The 25,092-nt window shown below is 71.8% G+C and carries 25 protein-coding genes; 9 read left to right on the top strand and 16 right to left on the bottom strand.

The window, feature by feature from the left end; all coding sequences use genetic code 11:
• Positions 1-94: 94 nt before the first annotated feature.
• The 12 genes from pyrB to OHT52_RS15125 form a co-directional block, all read right to left on the bottom strand.
• Positions 95-1,141: an aspartate carbamoyltransferase gene (gene pyrB / locus OHT52_RS15180; protein WP_328720678.1), complete on the bottom strand. Its 1,047-nt coding sequence runs from the start codon at positions 1,139-1,141 to the stop codon at positions 95-97.
• Positions 1,142-1,438: 297 nt separating this feature from the next.
• Complete coding sequence (locus tag OHT52_RS15175; RefSeq protein WP_328720677.1) at positions 1,439-1,684, bottom strand: hypothetical protein; 246 nt, start codon at positions 1,682-1,684, stop codon at positions 1,439-1,441.
• Positions 1,685-1,744: 60 nt separating this feature from the next.
• Positions 1,745-2,617: a TauD/TfdA family dioxygenase gene (locus OHT52_RS15170; protein ID WP_328720676.1), complete on the bottom strand. Its 873-nt coding sequence runs from the start codon at positions 2,615-2,617 to the stop codon at positions 1,745-1,747.
• Positions 2,618-2,695: 78 nt separating this feature from the next.
• Positions 2,696-3,961: a hypothetical protein gene (locus OHT52_RS15165; RefSeq protein WP_328720675.1), complete on the bottom strand. Its 1,266-nt coding sequence runs from the start codon at positions 3,959-3,961 to the stop codon at positions 2,696-2,698.
• Entirely contained in the window at positions 3,936-5,876 is a 1,941-nt protein-coding gene (locus tag OHT52_RS15160) for an alpha/beta hydrolase family protein (RefSeq protein ID WP_328720674.1), read from the bottom strand. The genes OHT52_RS15165 and OHT52_RS15160 overlap by 26 nt, the downstream gene beginning before the upstream one ends.
• Before the next feature lie 14 nt (positions 5,877-5,890).
• Entirely contained in the window at positions 5,891-6,913 is a 1,023-nt protein-coding gene (locus OHT52_RS15155) for a pyridoxal phosphate-dependent aminotransferase (RefSeq protein ID WP_328720673.1), read from the bottom strand.
• A 44-nt stretch (positions 6,914-6,957) separates the two neighbouring features.
• Entirely contained in the window at positions 6,958-8,199 is a 1,242-nt protein-coding gene (locus OHT52_RS15150) for a hypothetical protein (protein WP_328720672.1), read from the bottom strand.
• A gap of 377 nt (positions 8,200-8,576) precedes the next feature.
• Positions 8,577-9,395 (bottom strand): hypothetical protein, encoded by an 819-nt coding sequence (locus OHT52_RS15145; protein ID WP_328720671.1) that lies wholly within the window; start codon positions 9,393-9,395, stop codon positions 8,577-8,579.
• Positions 9,396-9,593: 198 nt separating this feature from the next.
• Positions 9,594-9,749 (bottom strand): hypothetical protein, encoded by a 156-nt coding sequence (locus tag OHT52_RS15140; protein ID WP_328720670.1) that lies wholly within the window; start codon positions 9,747-9,749, stop codon positions 9,594-9,596.
• Positions 9,750-9,925: 176 nt separating this feature from the next.
• Positions 9,926-10,270 carry a hypothetical protein gene (locus OHT52_RS15135; protein WP_328720669.1) on the bottom strand — a complete coding sequence of 115 codons (345 nt, stop codon included), beginning with the start codon at positions 10,268-10,270 and terminating at the stop codon, positions 9,926-9,928.
• A 90-nt stretch (positions 10,271-10,360) separates the two neighbouring features.
• Positions 10,361-11,395, bottom strand: coding sequence for a LuxR C-terminal-related transcriptional regulator (locus tag OHT52_RS15130; RefSeq protein ID WP_328720668.1), 1,035 nt, complete (start codon positions 11,393-11,395; stop codon positions 10,361-10,363).
• 184 nt (positions 11,396-11,579) lie between these two features.
• On the bottom strand, positions 11,580-12,359 hold the full coding sequence (locus tag OHT52_RS15125; RefSeq protein ID WP_328720667.1) for an NUDIX domain-containing protein: 780 nt from the start codon (positions 12,357-12,359) through the stop codon (positions 11,580-11,582).
• 496 nt (positions 12,360-12,855) lie between these two features.
• Between OHT52_RS15125 and OHT52_RS15120 the strand changes: the two genes are divergently transcribed.
• The 4 genes from OHT52_RS15120 (at position 12,856) to OHT52_RS15105 (ending at position 15,688) form a co-directional block, all read left to right on the top strand.
• On the top strand, positions 12,856-13,020 hold the full coding sequence (locus OHT52_RS15120) for a hypothetical protein (protein WP_266706389.1): 165 nt from the start codon (positions 12,856-12,858) through the stop codon (positions 13,018-13,020).
• Positions 13,021-13,031: 11 nt separating this feature from the next.
• Complete coding sequence (locus tag OHT52_RS15115; RefSeq protein ID WP_328720666.1) at positions 13,032-13,325, top strand: Dabb family protein; 294 nt, start codon at positions 13,032-13,034, stop codon at positions 13,323-13,325.
• 394 nt (positions 13,326-13,719) lie between these two features.
• Positions 13,720-14,598 (top strand): RNA polymerase sigma factor SigF, encoded by an 879-nt coding sequence (locus tag OHT52_RS15110; RefSeq protein ID WP_328720665.1) that lies wholly within the window; start codon positions 13,720-13,722, stop codon positions 14,596-14,598.
• Between the two features lie 235 nt (positions 14,599-14,833).
• Positions 14,834-15,688 (top strand): RNA polymerase sigma factor SigF, encoded by an 855-nt coding sequence (locus OHT52_RS15105; RefSeq protein WP_266706395.1) that lies wholly within the window; start codon positions 14,834-14,836, stop codon positions 15,686-15,688.
• Between the two features lie 270 nt (positions 15,689-15,958).
• Here the strand turns inward: OHT52_RS15105 and OHT52_RS15100 are convergent, their stop codons facing one another.
• Complete coding sequence (locus tag OHT52_RS15100; protein ID WP_328720664.1) at positions 15,959-16,174, bottom strand: hypothetical protein; 216 nt, start codon at positions 16,172-16,174, stop codon at positions 15,959-15,961.
• Between the two features lie 313 nt (positions 16,175-16,487).
• Between OHT52_RS15100 and OHT52_RS15095 the strand changes: the two genes are divergently transcribed.
• The 5 genes from OHT52_RS15095 (at position 16,488) to OHT52_RS15075 (ending at position 22,150) form a co-directional block, all read left to right on the top strand.
• Positions 16,488-17,009 (top strand): MarR family winged helix-turn-helix transcriptional regulator, encoded by a 522-nt coding sequence (locus OHT52_RS15095; RefSeq protein WP_328720663.1) that lies wholly within the window; start codon positions 16,488-16,490, stop codon positions 17,007-17,009.
• An 82-nt stretch (positions 17,010-17,091) separates the two neighbouring features.
• Positions 17,092-19,560, top strand: coding sequence for an MFS transporter (locus OHT52_RS15090; RefSeq protein ID WP_328720662.1), 2,469 nt, complete (start codon positions 17,092-17,094; stop codon positions 19,558-19,560).
• A 171-nt stretch (positions 19,561-19,731) separates the two neighbouring features.
• A complete protein-coding gene (locus OHT52_RS15085; RefSeq protein WP_328720661.1) occupies positions 19,732-20,547 on the top strand; it encodes a YceI family protein in 816 nt (271 codons plus the stop codon).
• Positions 20,548-20,680: 133 nt separating this feature from the next.
• Entirely contained in the window at positions 20,681-21,157 is a 477-nt protein-coding gene (locus tag OHT52_RS15080; RefSeq protein ID WP_328720660.1) for a PPOX class F420-dependent oxidoreductase, read from the top strand.
• Positions 21,158-21,190: 33 nt separating this feature from the next.
• Complete coding sequence (locus OHT52_RS15075; RefSeq protein WP_328723749.1) at positions 21,191-22,150, top strand: NAD(P)-dependent oxidoreductase; 960 nt, start codon at positions 21,191-21,193, stop codon at positions 22,148-22,150.
• Positions 22,151-22,172: 22 nt separating this feature from the next.
• Here OHT52_RS15075 and OHT52_RS15070 read toward each other — a convergent pair whose 3' ends face one another.
• The 3 genes from OHT52_RS15070 to OHT52_RS15060 all read right to left on the bottom strand — a co-directional run bounded on the left by OHT52_RS15070 (position 22,173) and on the right by OHT52_RS15060 (position 24,882).
• The gene (locus OHT52_RS15070; protein WP_328720659.1) at positions 22,173-22,391 is read right to left on the bottom strand and encodes a hypothetical protein; all 219 of its coding nucleotides are present in this window, start codon (positions 22,389-22,391) and stop codon (positions 22,173-22,175) included.
• Positions 22,392-22,447: 56 nt separating this feature from the next.
• Positions 22,448-23,248, bottom strand: a complete 801-nt coding sequence (locus OHT52_RS15065; RefSeq protein ID WP_328720658.1) for a TetR/AcrR family transcriptional regulator — start codon at positions 23,246-23,248, stop codon at positions 22,448-22,450.
• Positions 23,249-23,325: 77 nt separating this feature from the next.
• Positions 23,326-24,882: an MFS transporter gene (locus OHT52_RS15060; RefSeq protein ID WP_328720657.1), complete on the bottom strand. Its 1,557-nt coding sequence runs from the start codon at positions 24,880-24,882 to the stop codon at positions 23,326-23,328.
• Positions 24,883-25,092 lie beyond the last annotated feature (210 nt).

The following is a 25,092-nucleotide window of genomic DNA, read 5'->3' as shown; positions in this document are numbered from 1 at the left end:
CCGCTTCGGCGTTCTGGGGGCGTGCTGTGTGCTGTCGCTCTTCGGCGAGGAGGCTCCTGGCGAAGAGCAGGGGTCAGAGATCAGGGATCAGACGTCAGAAGGCGACGTTCTTGTAGAACGGGGCGTCGTCCGGACCGGTGTAGTCCGGCCGGTACCAGGTCGCCGGCCGCAGCGAGCCGGGGATCGCGTCGGCCACGCCGAGCACCGAGGCGAACAGCGCCATGCGCATGGGGATACCGGCGTCGGTCTGACGGAAGATCGCCAGGCGGGGATCGTCGTTGAGGTCGGTCGCCAGGTCGTTGGAGCCCGGCCGGCCGTCCCTCGGCAGCGGGTGCATGACCACCGCGTCCTCTCGGCACACCCGGCTCACCAGCGCCTTGTCGATGCGGAACGCGTCGCTGTACGGCACCGGCCGGTCCGCGAACCGCTCGGTCTGCAACCGGGTCGTGTACACCAGGTCGGCGTCCTTCAGCCCGGTCTCCGGGCGGTCGCTCCGCTCGACCCGGTGCCCCCTGCTCTCGGCCAGCTCCACCAGCTCTTCGGGCATCCCGAGCGATTCGGGGGCGACACAGACGATCGTCATGTCCTCGTAGCGGGAGATCAACTTCATCAGCGAGTGCACGGTACGGCCGTGCCGCAGATCGCCGACCAGGGCGATCCGCCGGCCGTCCATCGTGCGGTCGGTCCGGGCGAACTCCCGGTGCAGCGCGAACATGTCGAGCAGGGCCTGCGTCGGGTGCTCCCCGGCGCCGTTCCCGCCGTTGATCACCGGGACGTTGGTGGCGGCGGCGAACTCGTGCACCGCGTCCACCTCGGGGTGCCGCATCACGACCAGATCGCAGTACCCGCTGACCACGCGGCTGGTGTCGGCCAGCGACTCGCCCTTGGAGATCGACATGATCCCCGAGCCCGTGGTGCTGGTCACCCCACCGCCCAGCCGCAGGAACGCGGACTCGCAACTGAGCCTGGTGCGGGTGCTCGCCTCGAAGAAGAGGCTGGCCATCACGGCGCCTTCGAGTACGCGGGTGATCTGGCGGCCCCGGGCCACCGGCGTCAGCGTGTCGGCCAGTTCGAAGAGCCGCTCCAGTTCTTCCCGGTCGAAGAGATCGCTGGAGAGAATGTGCTTTCCGATGAGCGACATGGGGATCCGACTTCCTCTGGACGCGCGGGTGGGTGGCGAGCGCCGACAGTGTACGGGGCCCGCTATTGGCCCGCGGATATCGGGTTTCCGCCCCTGCCGCGTTAAACGACAGGGGCGGAAAACCGGCCGTCCGCCGCGGTTCAGTGGTGAATCGCTACGGCCGGCCCGTGCGCGTCCGGCGCTCGATCCGGCCGGGAGGCCGAGCCGTGCGGCCACGCCACGAACCCGCGCCACGAAGCCGCGCCACGAAGCCGCGCCGGCCGCGCCGGGAAGCCGCGCCACGAAGCCGCGCCGGGGTCAGCTGTGGTCGAGCGCCACCAGCTGCACCGACGAGACGTTCCGCTGCTCGACCTCCTTGAGGGAGGCCACCGCGGTGTCCAGCGACTGGGCCGCGGCGTTCGTGCCGGACCCGCCGATCAGCGCGTCCAGCTCACCCTGGAGTTCGGCGCACACCGCGACCAGGTCGGCCTGCTCCCCACCGTCCACCGCGGCCGGCTCGGCCGCCTCGGCCGCCTCGACGGGCTTGTCGTCGCCATTGCTCATGTCGTCACTCTCCTTTTTCCTCCCGGGAGTTCCGGACGGGACCCCTCGGTTGTCCGTGCGTCAGTGGACCGTGACGCTCCACAGCTCCCGGTTGTTGCTCCGTGCCTCGTCGTCGACGACGTACTCCCCGACGATCTTGAGGCGGCCGTGGGCGAAGCGGTGGTTGTCGAGCAGAAGCAGATCGCCGCGCTCCAGCGGGAAACAGGCGAAGAACTGCTCGTCCGCACTGGCGTCCAGGAGGTAGTCCAGTGACTTCCGGTACGCCTCGAAGTCCGGAATCCGGTCCTTGATGCCCACGATCTTGTCCCGCAGGTCCTGCTTCAGCCGCACGCCGACGTCGTACGGGCCGCGGGCGTCCGCCAGCGGGTAGAGGAGCGGGAGGCTGCTGAGCTCCTCGCGGACGTTGTTGGCCTCGAAGGTGATCGGCGTGGCGGACAACCGGTCGAAGTGCTCCTGGAACACCTCACCGTCGCGCTCGGCCAGCCGGACGAAGAGATCGTGCCAGCTGACCACCACGGACTCGCCGCGCTCCCCGGCCGGCACCTCCCGCCAGCCCGGCTCGACCATCAGCATCGCGAAGTGCGAGGGGCGGGGGGAGCGCCAGGAACGCGCCGAGTGGGGTCGCAGGCCGCCCGCGACGTAGTGCACCGACTGGGCGCCCTCGGCCTTCTTCTTGTACTTGACCCGGTTGATCTGCGGGTGCGGGTCCGTCTTCGCCAGCTCGCTGAGCGAGGAGTAGTTCATCAGCGGCTCGCCGAACTCCCCGAGGAAGGCGAGGTAGAGGTCGGGGTCGAGTGCGAAGTCGCGGATCAGGCAGATCCGGTTCTTCTCCATGCCCTCGCGCGCCGCGGCCGCGATCTGCTCGACCGACTTGCCCGCGCCGGACACGCTCTCGTCCTGGATGACGTGGGCCAGTGCGTTCTCCGTGTACATCGTGTCGCCTCCTTGGCGATGGTCCTGCGGGAGGAGGTACGGGCCCCAGGCCCGCCCGTCCGGAAGGCCGGACGGCTCTCAGGCGGCGGTCGCCACCGAGTCGGCGGCCCGCCGCTGGAAGTCCCTGGCCTCGGCGACACGGCCCGATCGGGCCAGCAGCGAGGCGTGCGTGAGCAGGGTCAGCCGGTCGGCGTCGCGGCTCTCGGCCTCGGGGCCGAGAAGGGCGAGCGCGTCGACCGTACGGCCCTGCCCGGCCAGGAAGTTGGCGAACTCGACGCGCAGCTCGTGCTGGGCCGAGTTGGCCGCGAGGCTCTGCCGGTAGAGGACTTCCGCCAGCGCCGGATCGGCCAGCCGCCCGGCGGTCAGCCCGGCCAGCTTGCCCAGCGTGTACGGGTGGTTGGGGCGGACGGCCAGCGCGCGCAGCATCAGCTCACGGGCCCGGGCGCTGTCGTCCTCGTGCTTCGCCACGTGGAGCGCGTAGTTGCACAGGGTCCGCGGGTGCACCGGGTCCAGCCGCAGCGCCTCGCGGTAGCGGCCGCCCGCGTAGTCGGGGTCCAGCTTCTTGTGTTCGGCGTACAGCGCGAAGTTGCTGTTCACCCGCGCGTACCGGGTCTCCGCGGCAACCGGCCTGCCGGCCTCCCGCTTCTTGTCGTCCGGCACCCAGTGGATCTTCTCGGTCCAGAGGGTGAGCAGCCGCAGGTCGTTCGCGTCCTGCGGGTAGCGGTCCTGCATCTCGGCCAGCCCGATCGGGTCCGGCCGGCCGGCGAGATAGCCGAAGCGCCCCATGGTCTGCCACTCCGAGAGGGTGATCAGCTCCTTGAGCTCCTCCGGGTAGTCGGGGCGGATCTTCGTCGCGTTGATCCGGCTGCCCTCCGCGAGCACGTCCGCGTCGAACTCCTCGCCGGCCAGCTCCAGGAAGCGGGCGAAGTCCTCCCGGAGGTTCTCCTGCCGGCCGACGAAGTCGACCTCCTCGCCCGGAGCGCCCACGTACGAGGTGTAGATGTTGCCCAGCGCGCCGGGCAGCGTCGTCACGGCGCGGCGCACGAACGTCTCGAAGTCGTCGCTCTCGCAGTGCTCGTCCAGCGGGTACTGCGGTCGCCAGCCCTTCTCCATCCGGTAGGACCAGTAGGAGCGGTACCACTCCAGCGGATCGCGTACGAAGGCTCCGACGAGGCCGTACGCGGACCGGTCGAAGGCGGCGAGCAGGTCGTGCTCGCGCATCGCCGGATCGCCGACCTCCTCGAAGGCGATGCCCAGCTCCCTGATCTTCTTCCGGATCCAGGTGCTGCCCGTCTTCGGGGTCAGCAGCAGCAGCGCGTTACTGCGCGTCAGGTGAAGTGCCATGATCCGCTCCAGATGTCGGCGCCGGGGCCGCCTTCCGGCGGACGGCGCGGGGTGAGTCGAACAGCTTCACGGTGGTGTCACCCGGAACGGCCGTACGGTCCCGTCCCGGCTCCGCGGCCCCCGGCCCGCCCAGCCACTCGTCCAGGTACCGGGCGATCAGGGAGTCCAGTGCGCTCCGGTTGCCGGTGCTCACCACCTCGTGCCCCTCGTCGGGGAAGAGGGCGAGCGTGGCGTCCCGGCCTGCCTGTGCCAGGCCCATGAACATCCGGGTCGCCATCTCGGCGGGCACCCGGCTGTCCTGGGCGCCGTGCACCAGCAGGACGGGGCAGCGGAACCCCTCGGGCCGGTTCACCGGCGAGGCCTCCGTCAGCGCCCGCAGCTGCTCCGGTACGTCCGGATCGCCCACCCGGCGCCGCAGCATCGGCGCCGCGGCCTGCCAGAAGGCGGGGGGCGCCGCCAGGAACCGCACGAGATCCGTCAGGGGTGAGGTCGCCACCACGCAGCGCAGCGTCCTGCGGGTGGTCGCGGCCATCTGCAGGACGGCATAGCCGCCGTAGCTCCCTCCCAGCAGGGCGATCCGGTCCGGATCGGCGAGGCCCTCGGCCACCGCCCAGTCCAGGGTGTCCTCCAGGTCGTCCTGCATGGCCGCGCCCCACTGCCGGTCCGCGGCGTTGATCCAGGCGCTGCCGAACCCGGTGGAGCCGCGGAAGTTGGGCTCGATCACGGTGCAGCCCTGCTCGGCCAGCCAGACCCGCCGCTCGGCGTACTCCCAGCGGCTTCGCCGCCAGGGCCCTCCGTGCACCAGCAGGACCGCCGGGCCGGGGCCGCCCCGCAGCCGTTCCCGGTCTCCCCGGGTCACGTAGGTGACGGCGTGAGCGCCGTCCCGGAGCGGCACCCGGACCGGCCTGCACTCGACCGCCGCCGGGCCCTGGCCGGGCCGGGCTTTTGAGAGCGGCCAGGTGTCGTCGGTGGCGGTGTCGTGGACGAAGTACCGCGCGTCGCGCTCGGGGCGATGAGCGGCGACCAGCAGGCGGTCGCCCCGGCGGTCCAGGACCACCGGTTCGGTGCCGAGCGCGTCGCGCAGCCGCTCGATCCTCGGCTCCCACTCCTCGTCCAGCGGTTCGCAGACCCGCTGTTCCCGCTCGACGTGCACGAGGTCGGGTCTGCCGGTGTCCTCCGCGAACAGCACGGTGGAGAAGTCCCCGCCGCGCACCGCGCGCACGGTCCGCGGCACACCCGCCGGCTCCCCCGGTACGCAGCCCACCTCGGCCAGCCGGACACCGTCCGGGCCGTCGGGCAGCACCAGGTAGACGCCGGCGCCGTCGTCGGCGAACCGCAGGACCCGCACGACGAGCGCGTCCTCGTGCGGAACGCGCAGGAACAGCGCCCCGACGCCGCCGCCCGGCGCGGGGGCATGGCGCAACTCCCGTGATCCGTCGGGCGTGACGGTCTCGGTCAGCCTGAGCCGCAGATCGCGGTCGAAGTACACCGCGGAGTGGTCCGAACCGGTCATCAGCACCGTGGTAGCCCCGGTGAGCAGCGAGACCCGGACGAAGTCGCGAAGTCCTGGGCCGGCGCCGTCGGTGGAGAGCACGACCTCCGCGGGCCGCCGCTCCGAGAGCCCGGCGATCCGCGCCCGTACGGCGGAGGGGCCGCCGAGGGGCGTCCACTCGGCCGTCTCGACCCGGACCCGGTGGAGCGACCAGTTCTCCGTACCGTCCGGGTCCGCCACCACCAGACCGACGCCCGGCAGGTGCGTCCAGGTGAAGGCCCTGCACCGGGCGGCACCGACGCCCGAGCGGCCCGCCTCCCGGCGTTCCGCCAGGTCGTACAGCACGAGGCGGGGCGCCGAGGAACCGCTGGAGAGCCAGCCGGCGAACCGGCCGTCGACGCTGAGCGACGGCGGCCCGTTCACCTCCCCGGTCCCGCTCACCGGTCGGCCGCGACCCGGTGACCCGCGGCCGCGTGGACCCGGGCGACGCACTCCACCACCGCGGCGAGTTCGTCCTCGCGCGGTACGGAGATCCGCACCCCGAGCGGCCACTCGGCCGGATAGCCCTTGAGGTCGTGGAGCAGCCGGGTGCGGTAGCCGGCGGCCAGCAGCTCCTCGACGATCGCCGCCGCGTACGGGCTCTCCAGGCAGAGGTAGTTGGCGTCCGACGGCCACACCCGCAGCCCGTCGATCCTCTCCAGCCCCGCCACCAGCAGCTCGCGGCACTCCCGCGCGCGGCCGACGCTCTCGCGCACGGCGTCGGGCCGGGCCAGCAACCGCAGCGCGGTGCGCTGGGCCACTCCGGAGACGCTGTTGGGCATCAGCCAGAACCGGAAGTCCTCCCTGGCGAAGGCCTGGGAGACCGCGAATCCGATCCGCAGGTTGGCGAGGCCCCAGGCCTTGGAGAAGGTGCGCATCACCACGAGGTTCGGGTGGCTCTCCACCAGCCGCAGGGCCGAGTCCGGAGCGAAGTCCGCGTACACCTCGTCCAGGATCACGAGACCGCGGGCACGTTCCAGAAGGGCGCCGATGTCACTGACGTCGAACTGGTAGCCGAGCGGGTTGCGCGGCGAACAGAGCACGATGACCGCGTCGGGCCGGTCCAGGAAGGGTTCCAGTGCGGGAAGCAGTTCGGCGGGCTCGCGCACCGGAACGCTCCGGTAATTCCAGCCCTGCTGGCGGGAGACGGTGGCGGTGAGATGGAAGTTCGGGGTGACGTCCACCACGAGCCCCTGATAGGCGCCGCGCAGCACGGTGTCGATGAGTTGAGTGGCTCCCGCCCCGACCCGCACGAACTTCTCCGGGACGTCGAAGTGGGCGGCGACGGCCGCGGCCACGCTTTCGCCCCAGACCTCGTCCTTGTTGGTGATGTCGATGGATTCGGTGGCCGAGATCATCTCGGCCGTCTGCTCACGCGGGTCCAGGAATTGGTTGCCCGTCCAGGTCAGGTTTAGCGTCATGGAAATGCCCCGCCGAGATAGAAGTGGCTCCGAATGGTCGATGTTCAGAGCAGGAAGCGCCGCTTCTTCCCGCCCAGGGGGGTGATGCGCGCGCACCGCTCCAGTTCCGTGTCCTCCCCGGGAAGCAGACCGGCCACCACACCGCGCAGCGCGTTCTCCAGGTCGTCCGGGGCGGTGCGGGAGACTTCCGGGGCCCACCGCAGAAGCGTGCGTTCCCCATCGCCCCGGACGAACTGGAAGTCCGCGAGGCCCGGAAGGAATCCGACGGCCCGCGTCACCTCGTCCGCGGACAGCTCGGCGGTGCGGAAACGGACCGTCTCCGGCTCCCGGCCGTACAGCCGCAGGAGACGCTGGGTCCCGTCCCCTGCGGTCTCCAGCTCGGCGAAGTCACCGGTGCGGTAGCGGGCGAAGACCGTGCTCCGGTTGACCAGGTTGGTGAGGACGAGTTCGCCCCGGCCGGTGTCCGCCGTCCGGCCGCTCCCGTCGAGCACTTCGAGCCGTACGTTGTCGCCGAACACCCGGTGGACCGTCCCGTCCGGAGGGGTCGCGGCGATCAGGCCGCCCTCCGTGGAGGCGAGCGCGTCCACCACGGGCGCCCCGAAGTAGCCGGTGAGCCGCTCCCGGTCGTCCGCGTGCAGGGGCTCGCCGCTGACCAGGACCAGCTCCGGCCGCCACGGCGCCCGCTCGATGCCCAGGCCCAGCAGGGCGGCCCGCAGGTCGAGCAGATAGGTCGGCTTGCCGTAGAGCACGGGAGCCTGGAACTTGCTCAGTACCGCCGGCAGGTCCCGTGCGGAGTCGGGGAGTTGGAGGCGCAGGTAGAGCGCGTCGTCCAGCGACGGCAGCGGGCGCACGAAGCTGGGCCGCCCCGGCTTGTTGCTGACGAACAGCACGCCGGGCGCGCCCCGCCGGAACGTGGTGCGGGGCAGCTGGGCGAGCTCCCGGATCTGCTCGAAGAAGTGGTAGTTGACGGCGTACCAGGCCGAGGAGTCGAGGGTGACCTCCAGCGGCCGGCCGGTGGTGCCGCTCGACGCGAGGCGGTACTGCGGGCCGTCGGGCTCCGCCCTGAAGAGTGCGCCGTCGTCCTGGAGTTCGGACCGCCCCACGAGCGGGAGGCCGGCCGTCGCGGCCCGTTCCCGGTAGTACGGGACCGCCTCACGCAGGTAGGTCAGGAACTCCTCGTGCGCGAGGTGCGGTACGGCGGCACGGGGCCTTTGCTCCCACGCCCGCCGGGCGCGGCTGACCGCGTCCAACGAGTTCGCGATGGCGTCGTCCGAGTCAATCATCATGCGCTCCGCCCATGTACCGAGCCGACGGGAAAGGGAAATCGGGCGGCGTTACGGTGCTCCGCCGGCCGGATCGAGGTCACGGACCGAGCACGCCCGGAGAAGACAGGGACACGGGCTCGCGCGCCCGACGGACCATGCGCGCCGAAAGGGCCCTCGATGGCTGTCACGAAATTCCTGGCGGGACGACCATCAGGCCGTTCTCCGCGAATTCCGACACTTCTTCCGCCACCAAGAGCGTGACACCTCCGCGTCGGCCTGTCAACGTTCTTCATGAACAGGGGACTTGGCTGCCCGAAGGAATGCCGGAATGACCCTGCGCGGCATCAGGAATGCCATGCAGGGCCTCGGGACGAATTCAAGAACATATCGGGACCGGTTCAGCCGACGGCGAGTGCGACCAGTTCGTCGACGTCGTATTCGGCACGGGCGGGACTCCCGTGCCTCGTCAGCTTTCCCCGACTCGCCCATTTGCGGACGGTCGCCTCCGAGACTCCGGCGGCCCGGGCCGCGAGCCGCGTCGGCAGCGTGCGTCCCGTCGTCGCCGGAACGGTCCCCCCGGCCGACAGCGCTTGCCGCAGTGCCAACAGCTCCCGCTCCGGCCAGATATGTCCGGAGCGGCAGCGCACGTCGTCGGACGGTGCTCCGTCCAGGCCGGACGCCGACGCCTCCACGACGCTCGCGCAGCCGGCCCGTGGGCAGCTGCCGAGAGCGATCCGGCGCGTCCCGGGCGGCTGGAGCACCCGTCTGGCGTCCGCGACCAGACCGCCGATCTCCTCGGCGAGGTCTCCCGCGGCCGGGTGGCGGACCAGCAGGTCCATGTGCCGGAGCAGAAAGGCGACGAGCGGAGCCACCGCACGGTCGGGGGCGGGCCCCGTCCCGGGGCCGGTCACCGCGCCCGCCCAGGAGGCCAGCACACCGAGCATCGCCGCGCGTACGGCGCAGACCTCCTCGTTGAGTTCGAGCCCGACGCTCCGGCTGCCGCTGACGCGTTCGAAACGGCCGGACGCGGTCGGTCCGAGCGCGTACTCGATCTCACGGTGCAGGGCGGGCAGTTCCGCGAGGTTCCGGGCGATGCCGTCCGCACACGCCCGGCACGGACGTCCGGGGGGTGTGCGCGACGCCTCCCCGGAGGGCCCGCCCCGCCCGCTTCCGCACTGCGGCAGATGGCATCCGCCGTCGGCGACGGTGCGCTCCATGGAATCTCCTCGTTGGTGAGGCCGGACAAGGGCCTGCCTCGTACGGACGGGGGCACAGGCTGCCGGGGTTCATGACCGGTGTCCGGTGCGGCGGTGCCACGGGGACAAGAGGTACGCGCGCCGGAGCCGTTCGGACGTACCGGCCCGAAGGGCCGACCCGGCGGCCGTCGCGCGGACGCCAGGGACCGGGGACGGCCCTCAGTCCCAGCCCCAGCTGTAGGGCACGGGCTGATCCGCCACCGATGCGGCGCGGACGTCACGCGGGGCGGGCTGCTCCGCCGCCGCGGTGCTCAGGAGCACGGCGGCCAGTGCGGCCACGGAGCCGGTGATCGAGATCAGAAGACGCGTAGGCATGGCGACCCTTCAGCAATTCAACAATTCCCCTGTGCGCGTCCTGGGACCGAAGACTTCTCTTGGAATCGCGTTCTCCGTGAATTCATCCGCTGGACACACCGGCAAACATGACACACGGCACGAGCGCGCCATAGAGCCTGCTCTGGCCATAAGTTGCCCAGGCCACAAAGTGCCATTCACGCCCGGTCGCCGGCCGTGCCGACCATCCGCAGGGGCGCCACCCGGACCGTCGCGTCGCACATCCCCGCCGACCACGGGTCGACAGAAATCGCCAGATCAGCCCACATGTGGGTACCGGATATCGCCCTTCGGACCGCGCCCAGCACGCCGGCTCCCGCGGTATTCAGGGACTCTCCGGTCACGTAGAGCACGCCACTATGTCCATTTTCATTCGATCTAGGCGCGTAGATATGTTCAAGAACGCAATCATGGACCGCAGCTAATTCTTTGACGACGTCCTGGATGTCCAGTCGGCACAGGCCGGGCCCCAGAGCATTCTGTCGGATGTGGATTGCGTACATGGGAGCATGCTGGCACCGCGGTGGCCCGTGGATCCCGCTGGGCGACGGCATCTAACGGCCATGGCACGAGACTGCCACGGCCCCCGGAAGCTACATCCAGCCGGCGCGGGTCACCAGCAGCCCGGCCTCGAACCGGCTGCGCGCGCCCAGCCGGCCCAGGATGTCCGCCATCATCCGCCGTACCGTGCGCAGCGAGACACCGAGCTTGCGGGCCGCGACCTCGTCGGTATGACCGAGCTCCAGCAGCTTGAGCAGGACCAGCTCCTGCGCCGTGAGCCCGCCGGGCCCGCAAGGCTGCGCCCCGTCCAGGGGACTCGCCTGCTGCCAGGTGGCCTCGAAGAGGTGCACCAGCGCGGCCAGTACCCCGGGCGCCTTCACCACGACCGCTCCGGCCCGGCTGTTCTCCGGGTCGGTGGGCACCAGGGCCACGGACCGGTCCACGACCAGCATCCGGACCGGCAGGGAGGGGATCGTCCGGATCTCGCCGCCGAGTCCGGCCAGCCAACGGGCGTACTCGGTGGTGGCCCGGTCGTTGCGGACGCTGTCCAGGTAGAGCGTCCGGATCCGGACCCCCCTGGAGAGGCTCTTCTCGTCCAGCGGCCTGCTGGCGTCCAGGGCCTCCTGGCTCTGCGCTCCGCCCGGCATGAAGCAGAGCAGCTCCTCGCGGGCCTGGTCGGCCATCTCGGTCAGCCGCGCCCGTACCGCGGTGATCTCATCGAGCTGTTCGAGGCCCAGATTGCCCCGGCTCCCCTGCTGGGCGGAGTAGACGGCCGCCAGTTCGGCGGCCTTGGTACGCGCCGCGGCCAGCTGGGCCTGCTGGCTCTGGATCTCGGTCTCACGCCGGTTCAGCAGAGCGGCCAGGCCGATCTCGGGGTTCAGCGCGACGGGGTTCGCGGAGTACGTGGCCGGATAGAGCATGGAGAGCTCGGCCAGTTCGTCGAGGCAGGCACGCACCTGGGACTCCGCCACTCCCAGATGCAGGGCTATCCCGGAGACCCCCCACCCGGGGCGTCCGACCACGGTGCGGTAGACGTCCAGCAGCAGGTCGCTCAAGCCGAAGAGCGAGGACAGCGAGGACCATCCCGGCTCCCGCTCCGCCTCGTCGTGGACCTCGGAGACCTCCATCAGCGCATACCCTCCCCACACCCCCCGGGGCTCGCCCCGTCCCCGCGCAGATACTAGCCATCGGCCTGCCAGGATTCGTCCATGCGGGCGTAAAAAGGGGAGGGCGGCAATCCGTCGCCCGCACTACCGGCCGGGGAACGCCCCCTCGCCCCCGGCGGACGCGCGACGGACCGCCGGAGCGCGCTCAGGAGTGCGCCGGCACCCCGTCCACCAGTTCCGCCGGGCCGGTCCCGGAGGCCAGGACGGCGAGCGACTCCTTCAGCTGCTCCCAGGACGGGGGAAGCAGCAGCGCCTCGGCCTCCCGGGGCGTGCACATCCGCCACTCCGCCAGCTCCTCCGCGTCGAGCCGGACGCGCTTCAGGTCCTCGTCCGCCAGCGGCCCGCCGTCGAAGACATGGACCAGACGGGGCCGGTCGTGGGCGCGGTGCACCCAGTCGATGCCGAGCAGGCGCCCGGGAACGCACGGCAGACCGATCTCCTCCTCGATCTCGCGGACGGCCGCCCGGCGGGGCGTCTCCGTGCCGGCCTCGACCGTGCCACCGGGCAGACCCCAGTGGCACGCGTCGTGCCACGGCTGGAGCCGCACCAGCAGGACCCGGCCCCGGCCGTCGGTGAAGAGCACCCGGGCTTTGGCCACCGCTCCCGGGAGCGGTGGCCCCGGAACGGCGGTCCCGGGCGGCACGGGCGGCGCGACGCCGATGCGGAACTCGTGGCCCTCCGGGTCCCGTACGGACCGGAACCCGCCCCGGTCGTCGGCGGTCGCCACCGTGAGGTCGAAGTCGAGGCGGCCGGGGCGTGCCCCGGACGCCCCGGCCGGCCGGAAGACGAATCGGGGGGAACCCGGTGGGTCGAGGTGGAATTCCCCGTGGCCACGGCCGACCGGTGTACCGCCCAGCAGCGAGCCCCAGAAACGGACCAGGGTCTCGGGGTCGTGGGCGTCGACGACTATCTGGCGCAGATGCATGGGGGGAGCGTAGGGGCTGTCCGTCCCTGAGCAGCGGGGCCGGCCGGCATCGTGCGGGTGGGCGGACGTCCGGCACTACGACGGCCCCGGCCCTCACGGAAGAGGTGGCCGGGGCCGGAGCCGAGGCGGGGCCTCGGAGCGGGGGAGGCGGCATCGGGGGGACGAGCCGCCTCCCCCGGTGAGGACAGTCCCTACTGGTCCCGCCGCGGTCGGGGGGAGTGCCGCGGCCGGACCCCACAGAGAGGGTCCTGTCCCATGCCCTGCGGATTCCTGCCTGGTCCGCCGGGCCGTGCTTCCATCGTGCCCGTTCGCAGCGCCCGCGCGGGCCGGTGAAAGGCCTCTGTCGCCGGGCCCTTGGTCCCGGGCGAGCCGGGCACCGGCCGGGCCGCTCCCCCAGGGCGGGTTCGAACACCGATCGCCATCGACCCCCGAATCCGACCAGGTGTACGGATAGAATCTGCCGACCGCGCACGGGACCGAGGGGGAGGCAGGGGCTGTGGCGCAAGCGAGGAAGATCGCGCTCTACATCGTGGTGGTCTTCGTGCTGTACACGATCATCACGTCGCCCGCGAGGGCCGCCGACCTCGTCCAGGTAGGGTTCGAAGGCATCTCCAGCGCCGCCCAGGGCGTCGGGGACTTCATGTCCGAGCTGGTGAAGTAGGAGCCCTGCCGATGATCCGCCACCTGGTCCTGTTCAAGCTGAACGACGGCGTGGAGCGGGACGACCCGCGGGTCGTGGCCGGCGCGAAGGCGTTCCGGGAACTGGACGGGCTCGTCCCCGGGCTGGAGTTCTGGGAGTGCGCCTGGAACATCACCGACCGGCCGATCGCGTACGACTTCGCCATCAACTCCGCCGTCGCCGACGAGGACGCGCTCAAGCGGTACGTCGAGCACCCGGCGCACCAGGCGGCGGCCGGTCAGTGGCGCGAGTTCGCCACCTGGGTCATCGCCGACTATCCCTTCTGAGCCCTACGCGCCCCGGCACGCTGCCCGTTCGCGGGCCGCGCCCGGCCCGTTCGGCGCCCCCGCGCGAGCCCCGCGCACCAGGTGCGCCCCCCTGCCGCACCGCCTCCGCACCGACTTCGTACGAGCGCGACCGGCGGGTGGGGTCGCGGAGCCACCGGCCGTCGCCCGAAGCCTCTCACCTCTCAGGTGGGGGGCTTTTATTGGTTTTTAAACCCATTTGACTCCAACACGGCTATATACGGTGCTTGCACACAGTGGACATGTCTTGTGATGCTATGACCGCTTTTGATGGATGAATTGACCGCAGTTGTCCGTCACGTTGACTGTCAGTCGACCGTGCAGTCCGACCATGAAGCGTGATCATGAAGCGTGATCGTGAAGGGGTGGCGTCACCGTGCCGGCCAGTGCAGCGCCTCAAGTGCCTCCCCAGACAGTCCAGAAGGACCGGACCGAGCCGTCCGACGACATCCAGACCGAGACGCCCGACCCCTCGGCGCCCCCGGCGAGAACCCGGGGCGCCGACACCAGGGCGCTCACCCAGCTGCTCTTCGGCCAGCTCAAGAACCTCGATGCCGGCACGTCCGAACACCGCAGGGTGCGGGCCGCGCTGATCGAGGCGAACCTGCCGCTGGTGCGGTACGCGGCGGCCCGCTTCCGCAGCCGCAACGAGCCGATGGAGGACGTCGTCCAGGTCGGCACCATCGGCCTGATCAACGCGATCGACCGCTTCGACCCCGAACGCGGCGTCCAGTTCCCCACGTTCGCGATGCCGACCGTGGTGGGCGAGATCAAGCGCTACTTCCGGGACAACGTCCGCACCGTCCACGTGCCCCGTCGGCTGCACGAACTCTGGGTGCAGGTCACCGGGGCGACCGAGGACCTGACGACGGCCCACGGGCGCTCGCCCACCACCGCCGAGATCGCCGAGCGGCTGCGGATCTCCGAGGACGAGGTGCTGGCCTGCATCGAGGCCGGCCGGTCCTACCACGCGACCTCGCTGGAAGCGGCCCAGGAGGGCGACGGGCTGCCCGGCCTGCTCGACCGCCTCGGATACGAGGACCCGGCACTCGCCGGGGTCGAACACCGCGATCTCGTACGGCATCTGCTCGTACAGCTGCCCGAGCGCGAGCAGCGGATTCTGCTGCTGCGCTACTACAGCAACCTGACACAGTCCCAGATCAGTGCCGAACTGGGCGTCTCCCAGATGCACGTGTCAAGACTTTTGGCCAGAAGTTTCGCCCGACTGCGATCCGCAAACAGGATCGAGGCCTAACCGGAACGGGTAGAACGTCTCCGAGCGGTTTTCCGGCGTCCCCCACCCCCCGCACCCCCTGCTTCCTGCGCATACGCGGCGCTGACTTATCGACATGTCACTACAGCGTGTTGCCGACATGTGACATTCTGCTGGAACCGCGTTTGCCGCAGCCTCCCCTCCGGTATTCAGGTGGAGGCTGCGTTCCTCCGATGGTCGCGGCCACCGCGACCGTCCGCGACCTCAAGGGGGTGGCATGTCCGTAGACCAGGGCAGCTCGAAGGTGCTCACGCTCACGAAGAGCGCGCCCGCGCCTGCCGTGCTCACCAGCTCGTCGGAAGCCATCGACACCCGTACGCTGTCCCGCTCCCTGTTCCTGCGGCTCGCCGCACTCGGTCCCGAGGGAACGGACAGCCCGGAGCGGGCCTACGTACGCGACACACTCATCGAGCTCAACCTCCCGCTGGTGCGGTACGCGGCAGCGCGCTTCCGCAGCCGCAACGAACCGATGGAGGACATCGTCCAGGTCGGCACCATCGGCCTGATCAAGGCGATCGACCGGTTCGACTGCGAACGGGGGGTGGAGTTCCCGACGTTCGCCATGCCTACGGTCGTGGGCGAGATCAAGCGGTTCTTCCGCGACACCTCGTGGTCCGTGCGGGTCCCCCGCCGGCTCCAGGAGCTGCGCCTGGCGCTCACCAAGACCAGCGACGAACTGGCGCAGCGGCTCGACCGCTCGCCGACCGTTCCGGAGCTGGCCAAGGCGCTCGGCGTCTCGGAGGAGGACGTGGTCGACGGGCTCGCCGTCGGCAACGCCTACACCGCCTCCTCCCTCGACTCCCCGTCCCCCGAGGACGACGGCGGCGAGGGCTCCCTCGCGGACCGTCTGGGGTACGAGGACACCGCACTGGAAGGGGTCGAGTACCGCGAGTCCCTGAAGCCGCTGCTGGCCAAGCTCGCCCCCCGTGAGCGGCAGATCATCATGCTGCGGTTCTTCGCCAACATGACCCAGTCGCAGATCGGCGAGGAGGTCGGCATCTCCCAGATGCACGTCTCGCGCCTGCTGACGCGCACGCTCGCGCAGCTGCGCGAGGGGCTCATCACCGACTGACGGTCATCGGCCGCCGGGGAGAACGCGCTCACGCGCCCCGGCGGCACCCCCGTTCCCGGGCCGCGCCCGGACGTCCCCGGGTCGCGCCCCGGTCCGTCCGGCCGGTCCGGTTCTCCGGCCGGTCCGGTTCTCCGATCGTCTCCAGCCTCCGCGCACCCGCGGCCCGTGCGGCCGGGCACCCGGCGCTCCCCGCACGCGCCTCGCGCTGCCCGAAAACGCGTCGGCGGCCCCCGTCGGTACGGAGGCCGCCGCGTGGCCGGACGGTGCGGGTCAGCCGAGCGCGAGCCAGGCGACCGCGGCGAGGACGACGACGACCGCGACGACGGCCACGATCACGCCGGTCTTGGGACCGCCGGACGGGGCGGCCTGCTGCGGCCGGCGCTCCGGCTCTCCGTCGTCGACGAAGGCGCGGAACATCTGCGTGCTGCCCGCCGGGTCGTCATTGCCCGCGGGGCCCTGCTGAGGGGCGTGGGGGTTGTGTGCCATGGGCCAGGACCCTAGCGAACTCGGGCCTTCCGCCCAACCCCCGGGGGACGTGCGGGCGACGGTTCGTACGGACATTCCCCTCATCTCCACAACCCCGCGCATCGTCAACATGACGACACAGGGGGCCTCACCCTGTGGTGTGAGACACACGGATGACGCACCGGGGCCACACGCTGCGGCTTTGACCGGCAGCCTACGGAGCCTTTTGGGTTCCTTTACTTATGCAAGCCCCATTTAGTTTGCCTGCAGCAACCAACGGCTTCTATGGTTGCCCTAAGCAACAAGATGCAGAGCAGAAGTCTGGGGGTGTCCCGTGGCCGCACGGAGTCAGTACGAGGAACTGGCCCGGCACCTCAGCGCCGTGGGAGTCGTGAAACGGGGACTCGCCCGCGCACTGCCCTCCGACTGCCCCGGCGGCTCGGCGGCGGTGCTCACGCTCCTCGCCCAGCACGGCGAGATGCGCATCAGCCGGCTCGCCGAGCTGCTCTCCGTGGACATGTCCGTGACCAGCCGGCACGTCGCCCACGTGGCGGAACGCGGCTGGATAGAGCGGTTTCCCGACCCCGCGGACAAGCGTTCGCGCATCTTGCGGCTGACCTCCTCCGGACGCGACGTGCTCGCCGACCTCAGCCGTCGGAGCACGGAAGTGTTCGCACACAACCTCGCGGACTGGTCCGACGACGAAGTCGGACAACTCATCACGTCGCTGGCACGGCTCTGCGGCAGCTTCGCCGCCCGCACCCCCAGTGCGTGCACCCCCGGACGGCACACCGACGACTGTCTCGCACGCCTCACCGGGCCCACCGTCCCGAAGGTCACCGGCCCGGACCAGTAGCCCCGGAAGGGCTCGTTCCGGTCGGGCGGGACCTGACGGACACCCGTACACCTCTGTAACAGAAGCAAAGCAAAGGACATTCATGGCTACGACCACACCGACCGGTGTGCGGGGCGGCCACGCCAAGCACGGGGGCTCCGAAGCTCCCGACGGCGCGCCGATGACACACCGGCAGATCATGGAGGCCCTGACCGGGCTCCTGCTCGGCATGTTCGTCGCGATCCTGTCGTCGACGGTTGTCTCCAACGCCCTCCCCCACATCATCTCCGACCTCGGTGGCGGCCAGAGCGCCTACACCTGGGTCGTCACGGCCTCCCTGCTGGCGATGACCGCGACCACCCCGATCTGGGGCAAGCTCTCGGACCTCTTCAGCAAGAAGCTGCTGGTCCAGATAGCCCTGATCATCTACGTGCTGGGCTCCTGCGCCGCCGGTCTGTCGACCAGCTCCGGCATGCTGATCGTCTTCCGTGTCGTGCAGGGCGTCGGCGTCGGCGGTCTCTCCGCCCTGGCGCAGGTCGTGCTCGCCGCGATGATCTCCCCGCGCGAGCGCGGCCGGTACAGCGGTTACCTCGGCGCGGTCTTCGCCGTCGCCACCGTCGGCGGCCCGCTCCTCGGCGGCGTCATCACCGACACCAGCTGGATGGGCTGGCGCTGGTGCTTCTACGTGGGTGTGCCGTTCGCGATCATCGCCCTCTTCGTGCTCCAGAAGACCCTGAAGCTCCCCGTCGTCAAGCGTGACGTCAAGGTCGACTGGACCGGCGCGTTCTTCATCAGCGCGGGCGTCTCGCTGCTGCTGCTCTGGGTGACCTTCGCGGGCGACAAGTACGCGTGGGGCTCCTGGCAGACCGTCGTGATGCTGCTCGGCGTCGTGGCCCTCATCGGCGCGTTCGTCTTCACCGAGTCGAAGGCCCGCGAGCCGATCATCCCGCTGCGGCTCTTCCGCAACCGGACGATCACGCTGGCCTCGGTGGCCTCGCTCTTCGTCGGTGTCGCGATGTTCGCGGGCACCGTCTTCTTCAGCCAGTACTTCCAGCTGGCGCGCGGCAAGTCGCCGACGATGTCCGGCGTCATGACGATCCCGATGATCACGGGTCTCTTCCTCTCCTCGACCATCTCCGGCCAGGTCATCACCCGCACCGGACGCTGGAAGTACTGGCTCGTCTCCGGTGGCGTCCTGGTCACCGCGGGTCTCGGCCTGCTGGGCACGATCCGGTACGACACGACGTACTGGCACGTCGGGATCTTCATGTTCCTCGTCGGCGCCGGCGTCGGCATGATGATGCAGAACCTGGTCCTCGCCGCGCAGAACCAGGTCGCTCCCCAGGACCTCGGTGCGGCCAGCTCCGTGGTCACGTTCTTCCGTTCGCTCGGTGGCGCCATCGGCGTCTCGGCGCTGGGTGCCGTCATGGCCAACCGCGTCTCCCACTACGTGACGGACGGCCTCTCGGACCTCGGCGTCAAGAGCGCCGGCGGAACCGGCGGCGGTATCCCGGACCTGGCGACGCTGCCCGCCCCGGTGCGTGCGGTCGTCGAGTCCGCGTACGGCCACGGCGTCGGTGACGTCTTCCTGTTCGCCGCCCCGTGCGCCCTGCTCGCCTTCCTGTTCGCGATCTTCATCAAGGAAGTCGCGCTCCGGACGAACACCGGCTCCGAGACCGCCGCGGCCCCGGCGGAGGAGACCGCCGCCGAAGCGGTCGCCGCCGCGCCGGCAGCCACCGCGGTCACGTCCGCCCCGGCCACCACCGCCACGCTCCAGGCCCCCGCGGCCGACACCCTCACCGTCGAGGGCACCCCGGTGCGCGGCGTGGTGCGCGGCGCGGACGGCGCTCCCGTCGCCCAGGCCGCCGTCACGCTGATCTCCCTCGGCGGTCGTCAGCTGGGCCGCTCGGTGGCGCAGGCGGACGGTTCCTACGTCCTCGACGCCCCCGGCACCGGCAGCTACGTGCTGATCGCCTCCGCCGACGGCTGCCAGCCGCAGGCGTCCACGGTGGTCGTCGGCGACGAGCCGCTGGCCTACGACATCCTGCTCTCCGGCACCAGCGGACTGGCCGGTACGGTCCGGGCCGCCGAGGCCGGCACCCCGGTCCAGGGCGCCATGGTCATCGTGACCGACGTGCGCGGTGACGTACTCGCCACCGGCATCTCCGGCGAGACCGGCGACTTCGCCTTCGGCGAGCTGGTCCCCGGCACCGTGACGCTCGCGGTGAACGCGGCGGGTCACCGCCCGCTGGCCCTCCCGGTGGAGATCGCCGGCACGGGTGTCACCCGGGTCGAGGCCTCGCTCCAGGCCGGCGCCCTCGTCCAGGGCGTGGTGCGCGCCGGCTCCGCCGGCGGTGCCCTCGCGGACGCCCGCGTCACCCTGATCGACGCCGCGGGCAATGTCGTCGCCACCTCCACGACCGGTGCGGACGGCGCGTACGCCTTCACCGATCTGGACGCCGGTGAGTACTCCGTCGTCGCGACCGGCTACCCGCCGGTGGCGAGCACCGTGGCCGTCGCCGGTCACGGGGTCGACGGGCACGACATCGAACTCGCCCACCCCGGCGAGTGATCGAGCGATAAGCCCCCTGGCGGGACAGCGCTTTCAGCGGAGAGTCTGTCCCGGCCGGTGGAAATGGGCCCCGGTGGCGCGTGCGGCAGGCAGGGGACGGCCTGCCGCCCCGCCCCGGGGCCCGACTCGTACCCCGAGTCGTCACGTCAGTGGACAAGGAAAGAGAACGTCATGGGACTTCGCGCACAGGTACGGACGCGGGACGGCTGGGCGGTCCAGCACGCGATCGTCACGGTCACCGACATGACCGGCACCCAGATACTGCGCGCCACGGCCGACGAGGACGGCGCGACCCGCACGGAAGAGCCGCTGCCCGCCGGTGCCTACACGGTGATCGTGACCGCCGTCGGTTACGCGCCCGCCGCCTCCACCGCCCTCGTGACGGCCGGCGGCCGGATCGAGGCCGGCACCGTGGTCCTGGCCCGCCAGGGCGGCGTGGAACTCCCCCCGCCCGGCGACTGGTCGCTCGACCCCGCGCACAGCTCGGTGGCCGCCTCCGCCCAGCATCTGGGCATCTCCAGCGTGCGCGGCCGGTTCACCGAGTTCAGCGGCCGGATCGTGATCGACGAGGACGTCGCCCGGTCCCGGGTGGACGCCGTCATCGACGCGGCGAGCATCGACACCGGCAACGGCATGCGCGACAAGCACCTGCGGTCGGCCGACTTCCTCGACGTGGAGCGGTTCCCCGAACTCGCGTACAACTCCCGCGCACTGGTCCCCGCCGGCCCGGACCGCTGGACGGTCGAGGGCGAGCTGACGATGCGGGGCATCGCCCGCCCCGTCGACCTCGACCTCACCTACCTCGGTACCGGCCCCGACCCGTGGGGCGGGGTCAGGGCGGCGTTCCGCGCCACGGCCGAGCTGCGCCGCGACGACTTCGCCATGAACTACAACCAGGTCGTGAAGGCGGGCATCTCCGCCATCGGCACGACGCTCCGCGTGGAGCTGGACATCCAGGCGGTCCAGGGCGACACCCTGCCCTCCTGAACCGTGCGCGACGGGCCGGCCGCTGCGGAGGGTACGCCTTCCGCCGGTGACCGGCCCGTCGTGCGTCCCGGGGCGCCGACCGGCCCGTCCCGCGTCCCGGGCGGGTGGTGCGCAGGCCCCTTAAGCTGGGCGCATGGCTTCCCACATCGCGACCAACACCACCGCCGACCGTGACGAGTTGCTGGCGTTCGTGAGGCCCCGCCACCGGGCGCTGCTGATCACCGCACGGTCCGACGGCCGTCCGCAGGCCTCCCCGCTCACCTGCGGGCTCGACGACTCGGGCCGGATCGTCGTCTCCACCTACCCGGAGCGCGCCAAGACCCGCAACGCCAAGCGGGACGACAAGGTCAGCGTGGTCGTCCTCTCCGACGACTGGAACGGCCCCTGGGTGCAGATCGACGGCACCGCCGAGGTCATCGACGCCCCGGACTCCGTCGAGCCGCTGGTGGAGTACTTCCGCAACATCTCCGGCGAGCACCCGGACTGGGACGGGTACCGGGCCGCCATGATCAAGCAGGGCAAGTCGATCATCCGGATCACCCCGGAGCGCTGGGGCCCGATCGCCACCGGCGGGTTCCCCGCCCGGCTCGTCACCGGCACCGACGCCTGAGGACCTGCCCGCGTGCCTCCCACCGCCGCCGGCCTGCCCGGCACCGCGCTGCTCGACCGCGCCCGGCTGCTCACCGCCCCCGAGGTCACCCCGGCCGTCCGCCACGGGCTGGCGGCGGCCACCGGCCGCCCCTGGCGCGCGTACCCGGCGGACGGAGAGCCGGTCGTCGCCGCGGGCGATCCGGTCGTCTGGGTCGGGGCCTCGCGCCCGGCGGGCCCGCCGGCGGACCGGCTGCTCTGGTTCCACAGCGTCAACGCCGGTACGGACGCGCTGCTCGCCCCCGGTCCCTGGCCCGACGGCGTGTTGCTGACCCGGACGGTCGGCCGGATGGGCGAGCGGATCGCGCAGTACGTCCTCGCCTGGGTGCTGGCCGAATGCCAGTCGGTACCGGAGTTCGCGGCGCGGCACGGGCGCGAGGAGTGGCGGCGCGAGCCCTCCGAACTCGCCACCGGGCAGACGGTTCTGATCCACGGCACCGGCCGGATCGGATCGGCCGTGGCGGTCCTGCTGCGGGCCTGCGGGCTCCGTACGGTCGGGGTGGCCCGTACCGTGCCCGGCGTGCCGCCGCCCGGTTTCGAACGGGTGGTGACCGCCGGCGGGGACGCGGAGCGCCAGGCGCTCGGCGAGGCGCGCTGGGTCGTCGCGGCACTGCCGCTCACCGCCGCGACCGGGAACTTCTTCGCCGCGGAGCGCTTCGGGCATCTGCGGGGAGCCTCGTTCGTCAACGTGGGACGCGGGGCGACGGTGGACCTGGCCGCGCTGGAGGCGGCGCTGCGGGCCGGCTCGGTACGCCGAGCGGTGCTGGACGTGCTGCCCTCCGAACCGGCCGTCCCCGGCGATCCGTGCTGGCGGCTGCCGCGCACGGTCGTCACCGCGCACTCGGCGGGCATCACGGCGGACGAGGACGTCGTCGCCGACTTCGCCGCCTGCTGGGCGCGGTTGCGCGCGGGACGGCGGCCGGAGCTGGCCGTGGACGTGGACCGCGGCTACTGACCGGCCGCCCCCGCGCGGCTGTTCAGCAGGCCGGCATCTTCTGGACGGCCTGACGGCTGACGCCCGGTTCACGGGCGATGTCCGCCTGGGAGACTCCCTGGCCGATGAGGCCCTGCATCAGGTCCCGGCGCTCGACGGCGGACTCCCTCGCCGGCCGGGTGTGGTGGACGGCCCGGTCCCGGGCCTCCCGGACGCGGTCGAAGGTCTGCTCGTGCGGGGAGAGGTCCGCGGTGTCTGCCACGGGCCCAGGATGACAACCCCCCGTTGCCGTTGTCACGTGGGTGTTCGCGACCCCCCTCACGCCCCTCGGCGGTCCCGCATCGCCTCGATGCCGGCGATCAGCAGGTCGAGCGCGAAGGCGAAGTCCCGCTCGCGCATCTCCTCGACCGTGTCGCCCCCGCGCGCGTCCATCAGGTCCTGCGAGACGTCGATGACGGGCTTGAGGCTGGGCTCGGAGCGGTATGCGGCCATCGCCTGCCGGAAGTACTCGTCCTGACTGATCCCGGCGGCGGCCGAGCGGCGGCGGAGATCGCCCTCGATGGTGCCGAACCCGTACACGAACTGGAAGACCGCGGAGAGTGCTCCGGTCCGCTGGTGCAGCGGGAGGCCGGTCTCCCGGATCACGTCCTGGACGGCCCGGGTGAAGAGCACCGAGTGCGGGCCGATGTTGAGGAAGCTCACGGCCAGCGACGACGCCCACACGTGGCGCACCAGCAACGCCCGGTAAGAGCCCGCGAGTTCGCGCAGGCGGTCGGTCCAGACGGCGTCCTCGGGGGGTGCCGCGATCTCGCCGTAGACGGAGTCGAGAGCCAGCTCCAGCAGGTCGTCCTTGGTGTCGACGTACCAGTAGAGGGACATGGCGGTGACGTCGAGTTCGGCGGCGAGGCGGCGCATGGAGAACCTCGCGAGGCCCTCCGCGTCCAGCAGCCGGACCGTCGCGGCGGTGATCCGGTCCCGGTCGAGACCCGTGGGCGACCCTTCCGACCTGCGGGTACGCGAGGCCGGGCGCCCGACGAGCCACACACTGGTCCGCACCGCCGGCGGGGCCGGCGCGATTCTCGGTGCGGGCTCCTCCGCCCGGTCGGCCGCGGACACCATGGCGCACTCTCCTCGTGTGCCCGGGGGACGGACCGGGCGGGGCACCGTCACGGACGGCCCGGATGCCCGGTCCGATGCTATGCCGCCGATCCGGCCGGCTCCCCCGGGATGTCCGAGCCGTCCGCCGCCCCGGGCGCGCCACCCGCCCGTTCCGCCCTGCGCAGCAGCAGCGCCGCCACCATCCCGCCGGCCAGCACCGCCGCCGCGCCCACCAGTTGGCCTCTCTCCAGCCCGGCCGCGAAGGCGTTCTCGACGGCGGCGCGCTCCGGTCCGCCCCCTGCCGCCGCCAGCGCGGCGGGCAGGGAGGCGGCACCGGTCGCGGCGAGGGGGAGCAGCGCGCCGAAGCGGGAGGTGAGGACCGCGCCGAGGACGGCGACGCCGAGGCCGTTGCCGAACTCGGCGAGGGTGCCGTTGACCCCCGCGCCCACCCCCGCGCGCTCCGGTGGGATGGCTCCCATGATCGCGGCGGCCATGGCGGGGCCCGCGAGGGCGATCCCCGTGCCCGTCAGGACCAGGCCGAGCAGCATGCCGGCGTACCCGTGCGGGGCGAGCAGCGCCACGGCGGCGAGACCGGCGGCCAGCAGGGACATGCCGGCCCCGATCGTGGCGGGAGTGCCCATCCGGGGGACCAGCCGGGCACCGAGCCCGGTGAGGTTGAGCGCGACCACGGTGAGCGCGAGCGGGGCGATGCGCAGCCCGGCCTCCAACGGCTCGTACCCGAGGACGAACTGGAGGTACTGGGTGAGCAGGAAGAGCGAGCCGCCCATCCCGAACGTGACCAGCACCGACCCCGTCACCGCGCCGGTGAACGACCTGTTCCGGAAGAACCGCATGTCGAGCATCGGCGCCGGGACGCCCAGTTCCCAGCGTGCGAACCCGGCCAGCACGGCGACCCCGGCGCATGCGGGAAGCAGCACCCGGAAGGAGGTCCAGCCGTGCTCCGGGCCGGAGATGATCGCGTACACCACGGCACCCAGGCCGAGCGTGGAGAGCAACGCGCCCAGCAGGTCCGGCCGTTGGCCGTCCGGGTTCTTGGACTCCGGTACGAGCCGGGCCACCGCGACCAGGCCGAGTACGGCGACGGGGAGGTTGACGAGGAAGATCGAGCCCCACCAGAAGTGGCCGAGCAGCACCCCGCCGAGGAGCGGGCCTGCCGCGAACCCGAGGGAACTGACCGTCGCCCAGAGGCCGATCGCGCGGACCCGCTCGGCCTCGTCGAAGACCTGGACCACCACGGCGAGCGTGCTGGTGAGCAGAAGCGCGCCGCCGACCCCCATCCCCGCACGGGCGGCGACGAGTTGGCCGGGACTCTGGGCGAAGGCGGCGACCAGCGAACCGGCCCCGAACACCGCGAGGCCGGCGAGCAGCATCCTCTTCCGGCCGTAGCGGTCCGACGCGCTGCCGGCGGTGAGCAGCAGACCCGACTGGACGAGCGAGTACGCGTTGATCATCCACTGCACCTGCGCGCCGGAGGCCCCCAACTCCTCGGTGAGGGACGGGATCGCGACGTTGAGGACGGTGTTGTCGAGCAGCACGGTGAGCTGGGCGAGGCAGATCACGCCGAGGATCAGCCAGCGCTGGGGATGCCGGGGCGGTCCGAGGCCGGTCGAAGGGGTGGAGGTGTTCGCCGTCATGCGGTCTCCTGTGGGACAGCCCTCCGGCGCGCGGCGACGTGCCACGGCCGCGCCGTGCCGGGGGCCGGCGGTACGGGCCTGGCGGAACGGGACCGGCGGTACGGGGGACGTGGGGTGCGGGCGATGCGGGGGGCTCGCGCGGTGCGGGACGGTGCGGGACGGTGCGGTGCGCTCGTGCGGGGCGGAGAACCGATCGCCATACACCGTAAG

This window comes from Streptomyces sp. NBC_00247 (assembly GCF_036188265.1).
Taxonomy (GTDB): Bacteria; Actinomycetota; Actinomycetes; order Streptomycetales; family Streptomycetaceae; genus Streptomyces.
Note: the sequence above shows the minus strand (reverse complement) of the source record. Positions and strands in the feature narration are given on the sequence as shown.

Bases quoted from the DNA above. Each gene is read 5' to 3' on its own strand.
- pyrB (WP_328720678.1), bottom strand. From the start codon at position 1,141: ATGTCGCTCATCGGAAAGCACATTCTCTCCAGCGATCTCTTCGACCGG.
- OHT52_RS15175 (WP_328720677.1), bottom strand. From the start codon at position 1,684: ATGAGCAATGGCGACGACAAGCCCGTCGAGGCGGCCGAGGCGGCCGAG.
- OHT52_RS15170 (WP_328720676.1), bottom strand. From the start codon at position 2,617: ATGTACACGGAGAACGCACTGGCCCACGTCATCCAGGACGAGAGCGTG.
- OHT52_RS15165 (WP_328720675.1), bottom strand. From the start codon at position 3,961: ATGGCACTTCACCTGACGCGCAGTAACGCGCTGCTGCTGCTGACCCCG.
- OHT52_RS15155 (WP_328720673.1), bottom strand. From the start codon at position 6,913: ATGACGCTAAACCTGACCTGGACGGGCAACCAATTCCTGGACCCGCGT.
- OHT52_RS15150 (WP_328720672.1), bottom strand. From the start codon at position 8,199: ATGATGATTGACTCGGACGACGCCATCGCGAACTCGTTGGACGCGGTC.
- OHT52_RS15145 (WP_328720671.1), bottom strand. From the start codon at position 9,395: ATGGAGCGCACCGTCGCCGACGGCGGATGCCATCTGCCGCAGTGCGGA.
- OHT52_RS15140 (WP_328720670.1), bottom strand. From the start codon at position 9,749: ATGCCTACGCGTCTTCTGATCTCGATCACCGGCTCCGTGGCCGCACTG.
- OHT52_RS15135 (WP_328720669.1), bottom strand. From the start codon at position 10,270: ATGTACGCAATCCACATCCGACAGAATGCTCTGGGGCCCGGCCTGTGC.
- OHT52_RS15130 (WP_328720668.1), bottom strand. From the start codon at position 11,395: ATGGAGGTCTCCGAGGTCCACGACGAGGCGGAGCGGGAGCCGGGATGG.
- OHT52_RS15125 (WP_328720667.1), bottom strand. From the start codon at position 12,359: ATGCATCTGCGCCAGATAGTCGTCGACGCCCACGACCCCGAGACCCTG.
- OHT52_RS15115 (WP_328720666.1), top strand. From the start codon at position 13,032: ATGATCCGCCACCTGGTCCTGTTCAAGCTGAACGACGGCGTGGAGCGG.
- OHT52_RS15105 (WP_266706395.1), top strand. From the start codon at position 14,834: ATGTCCGTAGACCAGGGCAGCTCGAAGGTGCTCACGCTCACGAAGAGC.
- OHT52_RS15100 (WP_328720664.1), bottom strand. From the start codon at position 16,174: ATGGCACACAACCCCCACGCCCCTCAGCAGGGCCCCGCGGGCAATGAC.
- OHT52_RS15090 (WP_328720662.1), top strand. From the start codon at position 17,092: ATGGCTACGACCACACCGACCGGTGTGCGGGGCGGCCACGCCAAGCAC.
- OHT52_RS15085 (WP_328720661.1), top strand. From the start codon at position 19,732: ATGGGACTTCGCGCACAGGTACGGACGCGGGACGGCTGGGCGGTCCAG.
- OHT52_RS15080 (WP_328720660.1), top strand. From the start codon at position 20,681: ATGGCTTCCCACATCGCGACCAACACCACCGCCGACCGTGACGAGTTG.
- OHT52_RS15065 (WP_328720658.1), bottom strand. From the start codon at position 23,248: ATGGTGTCCGCGGCCGACCGGGCGGAGGAGCCCGCACCGAGAATCGCG.
- OHT52_RS15060 (WP_328720657.1), bottom strand. From the start codon at position 24,882: ATGACGGCGAACACCTCCACCCCTTCGACCGGCCTCGGACCGCCCCGG.